10 protein-coding genes and 1 pseudogene are annotated in these 12,894 nt (G+C 64.1%); 9 read left to right on the forward strand and 2 right to left on the reverse strand.

From position 1 onward, the window contains the following. Positions 1-8: 8 nt before the first annotated feature. Together GTK09_RS19410 and GTK09_RS19415 are read right to left on the reverse strand one after the other, a co-directional pair. On the reverse strand, positions 9-1,286 hold the full coding sequence (locus tag GTK09_RS19410; protein WP_163465089.1) for an NAD(P)/FAD-dependent oxidoreductase: 1,278 nt from the start codon (positions 1,284-1,286) through the stop codon (positions 9-11). Between the two features lie 4 nt (positions 1,287-1,290). After that, positions 1,291-1,953, reverse strand: a complete 663-nt coding sequence (locus GTK09_RS19415; protein WP_163465090.1) for a haloacid dehalogenase type II — start codon at positions 1,951-1,953, stop codon at positions 1,291-1,293. Positions 1,954-2,194: 241 nt separating this feature from the next. Here GTK09_RS19415 and argE point away from each other — a divergent pair, with 241 nt between their 5' ends. The 9 genes and pseudogenes from argE (at position 2,195) to GTK09_RS19460 (ending at position 12,875) form a co-directional block, all read left to right on the forward strand. Further along, a complete protein-coding gene (argE, locus tag GTK09_RS19420; protein ID WP_163465091.1) occupies positions 2,195-3,334 on the forward strand; it encodes an acetylornithine deacetylase in 1,140 nt (379 codons plus the stop codon). Between the two features lie 130 nt (positions 3,335-3,464). Next, positions 3,465-4,331 carry a GNAT family N-acetyltransferase gene (locus GTK09_RS19425; RefSeq protein WP_376768017.1) on the forward strand — a complete coding sequence of 289 codons (867 nt, stop codon included), beginning with the start codon at positions 3,465-3,467 and terminating at the stop codon, positions 4,329-4,331. Between the two features lie 21 nt (positions 4,332-4,352). Next, a complete protein-coding gene (locus GTK09_RS19430; RefSeq protein WP_163465093.1) occupies positions 4,353-5,732 on the forward strand; it encodes an aspartate aminotransferase family protein in 1,380 nt (459 codons plus the stop codon). Positions 5,733-5,737: 5 nt separating this feature from the next. Next, positions 5,738-6,667 (forward strand): 2-hydroxyacid dehydrogenase, encoded by a 930-nt coding sequence (locus tag GTK09_RS19435; RefSeq protein ID WP_163465094.1) that lies wholly within the window; start codon positions 5,738-5,740, stop codon positions 6,665-6,667. 287 nt (positions 6,668-6,954) lie between these two features. Next, positions 6,955-7,659 carry an HAD-IA family hydrolase gene (locus tag GTK09_RS19440; protein ID WP_246218011.1) on the forward strand — a complete coding sequence of 235 codons (705 nt, stop codon included), beginning with the start codon at positions 6,955-6,957 and terminating at the stop codon, positions 7,657-7,659. Positions 7,660-7,722: 63 nt separating this feature from the next. Further along, complete coding sequence (locus GTK09_RS19445) at positions 7,723-9,336, forward strand: ABC transporter substrate-binding protein (RefSeq protein ID WP_163465096.1); 1,614 nt, start codon at positions 7,723-7,725, stop codon at positions 9,334-9,336. 74 nt (positions 9,337-9,410) lie between these two features. Beyond that, positions 9,411-10,367, forward strand: a complete 957-nt coding sequence (locus GTK09_RS19450) for an ABC transporter permease (RefSeq protein ID WP_163465097.1) — start codon at positions 9,411-9,413, stop codon at positions 10,365-10,367. Between the two features lie 8 nt (positions 10,368-10,375). Continuing rightward, positions 10,376-11,215 (forward strand): ABC transporter permease, encoded by an 840-nt coding sequence (locus GTK09_RS19455; protein ID WP_376768020.1) that lies wholly within the window; start codon positions 10,376-10,378, stop codon positions 11,213-11,215. After that, positions 11,215-12,875: pseudogene (locus GTK09_RS19460) on the forward strand (ABC transporter ATP-binding protein). Before GTK09_RS19455 ends, GTK09_RS19460 begins: the two are co-directional and overlap by 1 nt. Positions 12,876-12,894: the final 19 nt, after the last annotated feature.

Genomic DNA, 12,894 nt, shown 5'->3' on the forward strand with positions numbered 1-12,894 from the left:
GGCCGCTCTTACTGGATGCGGTCGAGCAGCTTGTAGTAAAGGCCCACCGCAGGCAGGAACCACGGCTTGCCCGAATAGCCCGGCACCGCATCCCAGGCGAGACCCTTGAGCGGATTACGATCGGGCTTGCCGGCAATGATCTCGCCCATGATCGCGCCCAGATGCGTCGAAAGCTGCGCGCCGTGGCCGGAATAGCCCATGGCGTAATAAAGCCCATCCACCTCGCCGGCACGCGGGAAGCGGTCCTTCGTCATGCCGACCAGCCCGCCCCAGCAATAGTCGATTTCGATACCGGCGAGTTGGGGGAAGATTTCCGTGAGACTTTGCTGGAGGATCCGGCCGGAAATCGCGTCCGAGGCCGCGTCCGAGGTCGCGGAAAAGCGGGCCCGACCGCCGAAAATCAGCCGGCTGTCATCCGACAGGCGGAAGTAATTGCCGATATTGAGCGAGGTGACGCAGGTTCGGTTGCCTGGCATGGTCGACGCCACCTCCTCCGCGCTCAAGGGCCGCGTCGCGAGAATGAAACTGCCGACCGGAACGATCCGGCGCTTGAAGTGGTCGAACGGGCCTTCGGTATAGGCGTCAGTCGCCACGAAGACGTTCCGGCAAGACAGCTGACCTCGAGGCGTTTCAATCAGCCATTGCCCCCCGCTCTTGGTGCGGGCGGTGACCGGAGCCTCCTCGAATATCGTCGCGCCGTGGCGCGTTGCCGCTTCGGCCATGCCGGTGACGAAGCGCCCCATGTGCATCATGGCGCTCTTCTTCGACAGCATCGCGCCGTGAAAGGAGTGAGAGCCGATTTCCGGGCGCAGCTCGTCGGCTGTCAGGAGCGCGGTCTCGGAGTCGACCTCGCGGTTGACGACCTCGAAATTCTTCGCGATCGCTTCGAAATGCTTGGGCTTGGAAGCGAGCTTCAGCTTGCCCGAGCGGCGAAAGTCGCAAGGGATGCTCTCGTCCGCGACGATCCGCTCGATCGTGTCGATCGAATCGTCGAGAGCGCGGTAAAGCGCCTTGGCACGATCCTCGCCCAGATGCTGTTTGGCGGAGGCATAGCCATGGGCAAGACCGTTATTGAGATGGCCGCCATTGCGCCCGGAGGCGCCGTATCCCACGTGGCGCGCCTCCAGAAGCGCCACCTTGGCGCCCTCCCTGGCAAGGGTGCGGGCCGCGGATAGGCCGGTGAAGCCGCCGCCGACCACCGCGACGTCGAACTTGCCTTCCACCGGTCCCTCTGCCCCGCCGGCAAAACGCGGCGCGGTCGCGTGCCAGTAGGACTTGAACTCCATCGCCTCAAAGACCCACGACGCCCGGAAGGCCGGAAATGTCCTTGATCTCGGTATAGCCGTAATAGGGGTTGGCCGGCTCGTGGCCGCGGTTGACCCAGACTTTGTTGGTTATGCCGAGGTCGTGGGCCGACATCAGATCGTAGCGGAAGGACGAGGAGACGTGGAGAACGTCTTCCGGTCCGCAGCCGAGCTGGTCGAACATATATTCGAAGGCCTGGAAACGCGGTTTGTAGGCATTGGCCTGCTGGGCCGTGAAGACATGGGCGAAGGGCGCGCCGAGCTTCTCGACATTCGACATGATCTGCTCGTCCATGGCGTTCGACAAAATGACGAGCGGGATTTCCTTGGCGACTTTCGAAAGGCCGGCGGGAACGTCGGAATGCGGACCCCAGGTTGGCACAGCATCGTAGAACTGGCGGGCCTCGCTTTCGTCGAAGGCGACGCCATTGCGTTTGCAGGTGCGTTCTAGAGCATTGTGGAAGACCTGATCATAAGGCTTCCAATCGCCCAAGATCTCGTCAAGCCGATAGCCGGCGAAATTCTTGATGAACCGATCCATGGCCTCCGGTGCGAGTCGCGCTCCGAAAATCTCGCGGGTTTTTTCTGCGGTCTGGAAATTGGTGAGGGTGCCGTAGCAATCGAAGGTAATGAATTTGGGGCGGAACACGGGCGCGGTACCTTTCCTGGCAGATGGGCAGCGGCCTTTGGGAGCTGGCCGACCGGGTGCGACGTCCAGGATCGTAGCGCTCCTTCGAAGGGCGGTTTGTCGCTTTCGCACCTGCACGGAAAGCAGAATCTCTCGAAAGCGCGGGACACCACGGCAAGGGCTGCCGCTCCTTTCGCGGCAATCTGGCCGCAACCGGTGATGAGCCGGGACGTCGAAAAGCCCATCCGATCGAGAACCGCCGATGAACCCGCAAGCCATGCTCTCGAGCCTCGTCGCCTTCCCGTCCGTGGTCGGCACACGCAACGGGGCGCTCGTCGACTACGTTCGGGATTATCTGGCTTCGCTGGACGTCGCCTCGGCCGTCATATCGGGGCCCGAAGGCGACCGCTTCAACCTCTTCGCCACGATAGGACCGGCGGATGTTCCCGGCTACATCCTATCTGGCCATGTCGACGTCGTGCCGGCCAACGAGCCGGGCTGGCGAGGCGATCCATTCCATCTCCGCGCGGAGGGAGACCGGCTTTACGGACGCGGGGCGGTGGACATGAAGGGCTTCGTCGCAGCCGTCCTGTCCGCGGTTCCGGAACTTGCGGCGATGGATCTCGCGCGACCGATCCACATTGCGCTGTCCTATGACGAGGAGGCCGGCTGCCGCGGCGTGCCCCATCTCATCGAGAAGCTTCCAACGCTCTGCGCCACACCGCTCGGCTGCATCGTCGGCGAGCCGTCCGGGCTGGTGCCGGTGCTCCGCCACAAGGGCAAGGCGGCGGTGCGAGTCACCGCCCGGGGACGTTCCGGACACAGTTCCCGCCCCGATCTCGGGCACAATGCAATCCATGCTCTGTTGCCGGCCCTCGAGGCGATCGCCACCGAGGCTGCGCGCCAGCGTCAGGACGGGCCGACCAACGCGCATTTTCTGCCGCCCTATTCGACGCTGCAAATCGGCAAGATCTCCGGTGGCGAGGCGATCAACATCATTCCTGAAACGGCGAGCGCCGATATCGAGGCGCGCGCGATCGCTGGCGTCGATCCGCTGGCACTTCTCGAGCCGGCGCTGCGGGTCGTTGCGGCCGACGAAGCGCTCTCGGCCGAAATCATCGCCAGCTATCCGGGCCTCGCCCTCGACGACGACCATGCCCTCGCCCGGCTCACGGCCAGACTTTCCGGCAGCTTGCCGCTAGCAGCGGTGAGCTACGGGACGGAGGCCGGACTGTATCAAAAGGCCGGGATTCCCGCCATCGTCTGCGGCCCCGGCGACATCGCGCGGGCTCACAAGCCGGATGAATACATTACCACCGGCGAGCTGCTTGGAGCGCGGGAAATGGTGCTGCGCCTTGGCCAAGAACTTCGTGTCAGGGAGGGGACCGTGGCGGCCCGGTAAGCGGTACACGGCGGGTCCGCCCGCCGCCACAAGCTGCGCCGGATGCATGGCGGCACGGCGGAAAATCCCGTCGAGCTGCCGATGGCCGGAAACATCTTCCCCGCTTGCCTTGCTACGACTGAGGAATGCGATGAATGAGGTTGCCCGTAGAATGACCAATCCGGAGATTCTTCCGTTTCAAGACAGACATCTGCCCGAAGCCGTCAGGTTGTCGGCCCATGAAGGCTGGCCGCACAAGGCGGACGACTGGGCTCTCGTCGCGGCGATCTCCCACGCCTTCGTCGCTTGCGAGGGCGAGAAGACCGTCGGCACGGCCTTCTGCACGCCCTTCGGCGATGATGTCGCGATGATCAACATGATCATCGTCGACGAGACGATGCGCGGACGAGGCCTCGGCCGCCGGCTGATGGAGACGGTCATGGCACAAGCGGGCGAGCGCGAGTTGCGGCTGACCGCGACAGCAGCCGGGCTGCCGCTCTACACCAAGCTCGGCTTCGTCCAAGGCGGGCGGATTCTTCAGCATCAGGGCGAGATCGGCGCGATCGCCGCGCCAGAGGACGTCAAGGACGCGGCGTCCGAGGATTGGGAGGCGATCGTGGCGCTCGATCGGGCGGCGACCGGCGCCGACCGCAGCTCGCTGTTCGCGCGCCTGCGGGCCGTCGGCGAGACAGTCGTCACCCGCGGCCCTGAGGGTCGAGTTTCAGGCTTTGCCATCTGCCGCCCCTTCGGCCGCGGATACGTCGTCGGCCCGGCGGCGGCGGCCGATGTTCAAACGGCCGAGCGGCTGATCGCGGCGCATCTTCATCGCCATCCCGGCAGCTTCATGCGGGTCGACACGACGGCAGAAAGCGGCCTTGCGCCCTGGCTCGCCGCGCAAGGGCTGCCGCATGTCGGCGGCGGTGTCGCGATGACCTGCAGAAGCCAGGCGTCCAAACCCCAATCGCCCCCGTCGAAAGACGTCCACACCTTCGCGCTGGCCGCCCAGGCCCTCGGCTAAGATCTACTGGAAGGAAACGACATGCTTGCCAATTCCCTCGTCGAGCTTGATCGACGGCATCTGATCCATCCCCTGAGCTCCTATCGCGGCCATGAACGCGACGGCGTGCGCGTCCTGCGCTCGGCCAAGGGCGCGACCCTGACCGACAGCGAGGGCCATCAGCTTCTCGATGGATTTGCCGGCCTTTGGTGCGTCAATGCCGGCTACGGCCAGGAGAGCATCGTCGAGGCGGCGGCCGAGCAGATGCGCCGGCTGCCCTATGCGACGGGGTATTTCGATCTCGGCTCGGAACCGGCGATCCGCCTCGCCGCCGAGATCGCCGATCGCGCCCCCGGGGATCTCGACCACGTCTTCTTCACCCTCGGCGGATCGGACGCGGTGGACAGCACGGTCCGCTTCATCCGCTATTACAACCACGCCCGTGGCACGCCACAGAAAGATCAGTTCATCTCGCTGACCCAGGGCTTCCACGGCTCCTCGACGGTCGGCGCGGGCCTGACGGCGCTGCCGGGCTTCCATGCCGGCTTCGGCGTTCCTTTGGACTGGCAGCACAAGATTTCGTCCCACTATGTCTATCGCAACCCGGTCGGCTCCGATCCGCAGACGATCATCGCCGCCTCGGTGGCCGAGCTGAAGGCCAAGGTCGAGGAAATCGGACCCGATCGCGTCGCGGCCTTTTATGCCGAGCCGATCCAGGGCTCGGGAGGGGTGCTGGTGCCGCCTCGGGGCTGGATGAAGGCGATGGCCGAGACCTGCCGGGAGCTCGGCATTCTCTTCGTCGCCGATGAAGTCATCACCGGCTTCGGCCGCACCGGCCCGCTCTTTGCCTCTGAGGAAGAAGGCATCGTTCCCGACTTCATCACCGTCGCCAAGGGGCTGACGTCGGGCTATGCGCCGCTCGGTGCGGTGCTGATGGCCGACCATGTCTATCAGGTGATTGCAGAAGGCGCCGGCGATACCCTGATCGGCCATGGCTACACCTATTCCGGTCACCCGGTCAGTGCGGCCGTGGGGCTCGCTGTCCTGAAGCTCTATGAGGAGGGGCTTTTGGACAATGGCCGCAAGGCCGGCGAGCGGCTGATGGCCGGCCTCCATGGCCTGTCGGACCATCCCCTCGTCGGCGATGTTCGGGGACGCGGCATGCTGGCGGCGATCGAGCTCGTGACCGACAAGGACGCCAAGACCCCCCTGCCCGCTGCAAGCGAGCCGTCGAAACGTGTCTTCGACCGGGCCTATCGCAACGGCCTGATCGTGCGCGCCTTTGGCAACGGCGCGATCGGCTTCGCCCCACCGCTTTGCTGCACCACTGAGGAGATCGACGAAATGGTGGCGCGCACCCGCCGCGTCCTCGACGAGACCCTCGAAGATGCCGACATTCGCGCGGCGATGAAAAGCACGTAAGCGCCGTGGCGCTGCTTTATCTATCAAGTGCCGAGCGGGCCGCCGTGTGGCGGCCCCTTTTCGAGCGTGAGCTGCCGCAAGTGCGCTTCGTCGAAGGAGAACCTGCGGTCGAGGACCCGGCTTCGATCCGCTACCTCGCCGCCTGGACGCTTCCCGACGGCGTCATTGATCGCTACCCCAATATCGAGATGGTCGTGTCGGTGGGTGCCGGGGTCGACCAGCTCGACCTCGCCAGACTGCCGGAGAATGTTCTCGTCGCGCGTTGCGTCACAGAGAGCATCGGCCAGATGATGCGCGACTATACGGTTCTCGGCGTCCTCGCCATGCACCGGGATCTGCCGCGCTACATCGCCCAGCAGCGGCGCGGCCTGTGGGAGAGCGGACCGGTGGCGCTCGCCAGACGCCGGAAGGTCGGCGTCATGGGCCTCGGACAACTGGGCTTAGCCACGCTCGAGGCGCTTCGGCCCTTCGGGTTTCGCCTGGCGGGTTGGTCCCGCACGGCGCGTGGAATTGCCGGAGTCGAGACGTTCTCGGGAAAGGACGGGCTTCTCCCGTTCCTGGCGGACACGGATATCCTGGTCTGTCTTTTGCCGCTCACCGAAGACACCCGCGGCATTCTCGATGCCGAGCTTTTCGCGGCCCTGCCGGAGGGAGCCTGCCTCGTCCATGCCGGCCGCGGCCGACAGCTCGACCACGCGGCACTTCTGAATGCGCTCGGCAGCGGTCATATACGCGGCGCCTTTCTGGACGTTACCGAGCCCGAACCGCTGCCTGCGGATCATCCCTTCTGGTCCCACCCGGCGGTCGTCCTGACCCCGCATGTGGCGACGATCACCGATTTCGAGGAAGGCGCATTGTCCGCCATCGCGAGTCTTCGAGCCCATCTGAACGGCGGACAGATCCAGGGGCTCGTCGATCGTGAACGCGGCTATTGAAGGCTCCGCCGAATCTTCCGCCTGACGCAGATTTTCGAAACAAGATGCCGCCGGGGCTATCGGTTTTGACGTTTCCGAGAGGCCGGCACCTGCGAAAGTCTTGTGCAGAAAAGCCACTGCACATCCTGTATGCACCGCAGCAACCACCTCGAAAGCCGAGGACAGAGGGCTCTCAGGAAGTGGTGCCCGCAAGTGGAGCTCACGGCCATGAGGGACTTCACGGCGCGAAAGAAAATGCCGATCCGCAACGTCGGCCATCGAGCCCTAATCTGACCGGAGGTTCGCCCTTGCAACTAACGCCCGCCAGTTTCAAGGTTCTCACATTCGACGTCGTTGGTACATTAATCGACTTCGAGACCGGGCTGACCAACGGCCTGCAGGCGATCGCCGAGGAGAGCGGGGTCGACCTGGACGGCGAGGCTGCGCTTGCGCTCTACGGTGAGTGCCGCCGCGATCACCGAGCCGGCAAGTTTCCCGACGATCTCGCTCGCTGCTATCAGATCATCGCCGCCCGCTTCGGCCTGCCCCCAGGAGACACGCAGGGCGCACGGATGGTCGAGGCGGTCGCCGCCTCCCCCGCCTTTCCCGACAGCGTGGCAGCGCTGAAACGGCTCGGCCAGCATTTCCGCCTCGTCGCCATGACCAATGCGCAGCGCTGGGCGTTCGAGCGATTTTCCACCGCGCTTGCCGATCCGTTCTGGAAGTCCTTCACCACGGACGATACCGGCACAGAAAAGCCTGATCCGGCGTTCTTCGAACACGTCTTCGCCGATCTGTCCGGGGACGGCATCGCGAAAGCCGATATCCTGCACGTCGCCCAGAGCCAGTATCACGACATCGGAATCTCCCGGCGGCTCGGCCTGACAAACTGCTGGATCGAGCGCCGCCATGGCCGAGCGGGCTATGGCGGAACCATTGCGCCCGAAAGTTTCACCGAACCGGATTTCCATTTCACGTCGCTCGCCGCACTGGCAGAAGCAGTCGAAGCTTAATGCAACCGCCACAAGCCTTATCAAAGGGGCTGGGGGCTTCCTGACACCAAGAGGAGTCGACAGATGAGCCATGACAAAGTGACGGACTGGACCGGCCGCGATGACCAGATGGTCGAGAATGCCATTCGCCGCGGCGCCACGCGTCGCGAGCTTCTCCAGCTTCTGATGGCGAGCGGCATCGGCCTTGCGGCCGGCGGCACGATCATCGGCCGGGCGACGAAGGCGTTCGCCGACACGCCGAAATCCGGTGGCTCGATCACGGCGGCGGGCTGGTCGGCCTCCACCGCCGACACGCTCGATCCGGCCAAGGCCTCGCTCTCGACCGACTATGTGCGCTGCTGCGCCTTCTACAACCGCCTGACCTTCTTGGATGATGGCGGCGAACTGAAGATGGAGTTGGCCGAGAGTATCGAAACCACGGACGCCAAGACCTGGAAAGTGACGTTGCGTCCAGACGTGATTTTCCACGACGGCAAGACGCTGACCACCGACGACGTGATCTACTCGATGAACCGTCACAAGGACGAAAGTGTGGGTTCGAAGGCCGCCGCGATGGCCAAGCAGATGGAGACCTTCCGCAAGATCGACGACCGGGTGATGGAGATCGAGCTTTCCGCCGCCAATGCGGACCTGCCGATCATCCTGTCGCTGCATCACTTCATGATCATCGCGGACGGTACCACTGATTTCTCCACGGCAAACGGCACGGGCGCCTTCAAATGCGAGGTCTTCGAACCGGGCGTGCGCTCCTTGGGCGTAAAGAACGAGAACTACTGGAAAGATCAGCTTCCCTATCTCGACAGTTTCGAGTTCATCGCGATTTCCGACGAACCGGCCCGCATCAACGCCCTGCTTTCAGGCGACATCGCCCTCGCAGCGGCCATCAATCCGCGCTCGATGCGGCGACTGGAGACGGTGGACGGCGTCGAGCTCTCCGTCTCGACCTCCGGCAACTATACCGACCTCAACGTCCGTCTCGACATGGATCCCGGCGACAAGGCTGGTTTCGTCGAGGGCATGAAGTATCTGATGAACCGCGAGGTCATCAAGCGCTCGGTCCTGCGCGACCTGGCGGTGATCGCCAACGACCAGCCGGTGTCGCCGAACGACAAATATTACAACAAGGATCTCGTTGCCCGGGAATACGATCCGGAGCGGGCGAAGTCGCTGTTCGAAAAGGCCGGCGTCTTCGGCCAATCCATTCCGATCGTGACGTCTGACGCGGCGAATTCGGCGATCGACATGGCCACCGTCGTGCAGCAGGCCGGCCAGGAGATCGGCATGCCCTTCGACGTGCAGCGCGTTCCCTCTGACGGCTACTGGTCGAACTACTGGTTGAAGGCGCCGATCCATTTCGGCAACATCAATCCGCGGCCGACGCCTGACATCCTGTTCTCCCTGCTCTACACGTCCGACGCGCCCTGGAACGAGAGCCACTACAAGTCCGAGAAGTTCGACAAGCTCATGGTCGAAGCGCGCGGTTCGCTCGACGAGGCCAAGCGCAAATCGATCTATGACGAGATGCAGGTGATGATCTCGAACGAGGCGGGAACGATCATCCCGGTCTGGATGTCCAATGTCGACGCCCTGTCATCCAAGCTGAAGGGGATGAAGGCGAACCCGCTCGGCGGCATGATGGGCTATGCCTTCGCCGAGCATGTCTGGCTCGACGATTGATCCCATGCCATTGTGGCTGGGCGCTTGGCGCCCGGCCACTTTGTCGGTCCAGTCGTCCGGGAGCCAGCATCATCATGAACGCACTTGTCGCGCGTCTCGTCGCCAAGCGCCTGGGAATCATGCTGATTTCCCTTCTGATCATCGCTTTCGCGGTGTTCTTCGCAACCGAGCTTCTGCCTGGCGACGTCGCCGAAATTCTGCTCGGTCAGTCCGCGACCCCCGAAGCGGTGGCCGGGCTTCGCAAGGCGATGAATCTCGACCAGCCCGCCTTTCTGCGATTTCTGTCGTGGCTCGGCGGCCTCCTGACCGGCGACCTGGGGCGTTCCTACGCCAATAATCGCGAAGTTGCGGACCTGATCGCCGGACGGCTGGCGAATTCGCTCGAACTTGCTTTCGTCACCACGCTCTTCTCGGTTCCGATCGCGCTCACCCTCGGCATCACGGCGGCGATGTTCCGGGGGTCCACCTATGACCGGTTCGTCTCGGTCTTCACCGTTTCGGTGATCTCGATCCCCGAATTCATGGTGGCGACGCTGGCGGTCCTGATCTTTGCGGTCTACCTGAAATGGTTGCCCGCCCTGTCGGTCGCCAACGACGTTCAGGGGATAGGCGAGCTTTTGCGCATCTACGCGATGCCGGTCATCACCCTGTCCTTCGTCGTCTCGGCCCAGATGATCCGGATGACGCGGGCGGCGGTGATCGACACGCTGGACACCGCCTATGTCGAGATGGCGCTGCTCAAGGGCGCCTCGCGCCCGAGGATCGTGCTGAGACACGCGTTGCCGAACGCGCTGGGCCCGATCGTCAACGCCATGGCCCTCTCGCTCTCCTATCTTCTCGGCGGCGTCATCATCGTCGAGACGATCTTCAACTATCCGGGCGTGGCCAAGCTGATGGTGGACGCGGTCTCCACACGCGACCTGCCGCTCATCCAGTCCTGTGCGATGATCTTCTGCGTCAGCTATCTCCTCCTCATCCTGATCGCCGACCTCGTCGCGATCCTGGCCAACCCACGGCTGCGGAACCAGTGACGATGACGATGACAGCTCCCGCCCGCAAAGGCCACTTCGGCTTCCACGTCAATGCCGTCGGCATCATCGGTGCCGCGATCATCCTGTTCTGGATGGTCGTGGCGATCGCCGCGCCCTGGATCAGCCCCTACCCTGTCGGCCAGATCGTCGATTTCGACTATTACGGACCCATCTCGTCGCAGTTCTGGTTCGGCACCGACTATCTTGGCCGAGACATGCTGTCCCGCGTCCTGATGGGCGCGCGATACACGGTCGGCATCTCGCTCGCCAGCGTTACCATCGCCTGTTTCATCGGGGTGACACTCGGCATGATCGCGGCGGTCATCAGCGGCTGGTTCGATGCAATCCTGTCGCGCTTCCTCGACGCGCTGAACTCGATCCCCTCCCTGATGTTCGGCCTCGTCGTCGTGGCCGCGGTCGGCAGCTCGATTTCCGTGCTCGTGCTCACGATCGCCGTCCTCTACGCTCCCGGCAGTTACCGTTTCGCCCGGGCGCTCGCCGTCAACGTCAATGCCATGGACTTCGTCACAGTGGCGCGGGCTCGCGGCGAAGGCACCCTCTATACGATCCGCGAGGAGATCTTCCCCAACATCATCGGCCCGGTGCTGGCCGATTTCGGCCTGCGCTTCGTCTTCATCGTGCTGCTCCTGTCCGGCCTGTCCTTTCTCGGACTCGGCGTTCAGCCGCCGAACGCGGACTGGGGCGCGCTGGTGCGCGAGAACATTGGCGGGCTGTCCTTCGGGGCGCCGGCGGTGATCGTGCCCTCGATCGCCATCGCCAGCCTGACGATCTCGGTGAACATGCTGATCGACAACCTTCCCCAGCGCATCCGCGACAGGAGCGAGTGATGGGCAACGTCATCGAAATCCGCGACCTTCACGTCAAGGCGAAGACCGATTCCGGCCGCGTCGTCGAGATCATCAAGGGCGTCGACCTTTCGGTCGCCGACGGCGAGATCGTCGCGCTGATCGGCGAGAGCGGCTCCGGCAAGACCACCATCGCCCTCACCCTTCTCGGCTACACACGCCCCGGATGCGCGATCGCCGGGGGTAAGGTCGTCGTTGCGGGGCGCGACACGGTGACGATGAGCGAGGCCGAGAAGCGTGCCTTGCGTGGCACGGAGGTCGCCTATGTCCCGCAATCGGCGGCGGCCGCCTTCAATCCGTCGAAGACGATCATGGATCAGGTGGTCGAGGTCGCCAAGATCCATCACCTGATGCCGATGCCCGAGGCCCGTCGCAAGGCGGTGGATTTGTTTGAGGCTCTCGCTTTGCCGGAGCCCGAAACGATCGGCCGGCGCTATCCGCACCAGGTCTCCGGCGGCCAGCTGCAGCGACTGTCGGCGGCCATGGCCCTCATCGGCGACCCGAAGGTGATGGTCTTCGACGAGCCGACGACGGCGCTCGACGTGACGACGCAGATCGAGGTCCTGAGAGCCTTCAAATCGGTGATGCGCGAGCGCGGCATGGCCGGCTCTACGTCTCCCACGATCTCGCCGTCGTCGCCCAGATCGCCGATCGGATCGTCGTTCTGAAGGGCGGCGAGGTCCAGGAGGAAGGCACCGCCGAGACGATCGTCCATCAGCCGACCCACAGCTATACCAAGGCGTTGATCGAAGCGTTTCACCCCAAGGGGCGGGATCCGAACGCGCGGGCCGAAAATGCCGAGCCGCAGCCGATCCTGAAAGTCTCGGGTCTCACGGCCGGATATGGCGCCGTCGGCAGCGACGGCCTGCCGAAATTCGTGATCCTGAAGGACATCGACCTCGAGCTGGAGCGCGGCCGAAGCCTCGGTGTCATCGGCGAATCCGGCAGCGGCAAATCCACTCTGGCGAGGGTCATCGCCGGCCTGCTGCCGGCGGCGAAAGGCAGCGTCGCGATGGACGGCATCACCCTCGGCCATGGAACCAGGGACCGATCGAAGCAAGAGCTGCGCAAGCTTCAGATCGTCTTCCAGCTGGCCGACACGGCGCTCAACCCCAACAAGCCGGTCGGCGCCATCCTGTCGCGGCCGCTGACCTTCTATCACGGGATGAGCGGGCAGGCGCGCGAGGCGGAAGTCGACCGCCTTCTCGACCTGGTGCGCCTGCCCAAGGCGCTCAAGCACCGGTTGCCCGGGGAGCTTTCGGGGGGACAGAAACAGCGGATCAATTTTGCGAGGGCACTGGCGGCTCGTCCCGAGCTCATCCTATGCGATGAAATCACATCGGCTCTCGACACGGTGGTCGCCGCCGCCATTCTGGATCTACTGGACGAATTGCAGCGCGAGCTTGGCCTCACCTACATGTTCATCAGTCACGACCTTTCGACGGTCGAGGCGGTCTGCGACCGGGTCGCGGTGATGTATCAGGGCGAGAAGGTCGAAGAGATGCCGACAAGCCGGATGCAGTCGGGCGCCGAGCATCCCTACTCGAAACTCCTGATCTCATCCGTCCCCAAGCTTGACACCGGATGGCTGGATTCGCTGGGCCAGGACCGGACCTTTGCAGACGCAGCGGACCGCCACTGACGGCACCAGCCGGTCGTAG

This window comes from Jiella pacifica (assembly GCF_010500815.1).
GTDB classification, from domain to species: domain Bacteria; phylum Pseudomonadota; class Alphaproteobacteria; order Rhizobiales; family Rhizobiaceae; genus Jiella; species Jiella pacifica.

Bases quoted from the DNA above. Each gene is read 5' to 3' on its own strand.
- GTK09_RS19410 (WP_163465089.1), bottom strand. From the start codon at position 1,286: ATGGAGTTCAAGTCCTACTGGCACGCGACCGCGCCGCGTTTTGCCGGC.
- GTK09_RS19455 (WP_376768020.1), top strand. From the start codon at position 10,376: ATGACAGCTCCCGCCCGCAAAGGCCACTTCGGCTTCCACGTCAATGCC.
- argE (WP_163465091.1), top strand. From the start codon at position 2,195: ATGAACCCGCAAGCCATGCTCTCGAGCCTCGTCGCCTTCCCGTCCGTG.
- GTK09_RS19450 (WP_163465097.1), top strand. From the start codon at position 9,411: ATGAACGCACTTGTCGCGCGTCTCGTCGCCAAGCGCCTGGGAATCATG.
- GTK09_RS19430 (WP_163465093.1), top strand. From the start codon at position 4,353: ATGCTTGCCAATTCCCTCGTCGAGCTTGATCGACGGCATCTGATCCAT.
- GTK09_RS19445 (WP_163465096.1), top strand. From the start codon at position 7,723: ATGAGCCATGACAAAGTGACGGACTGGACCGGCCGCGATGACCAGATG.
- GTK09_RS19425 (WP_376768017.1), top strand. From the start codon at position 3,465: ATGAATGAGGTTGCCCGTAGAATGACCAATCCGGAGATTCTTCCGTTT.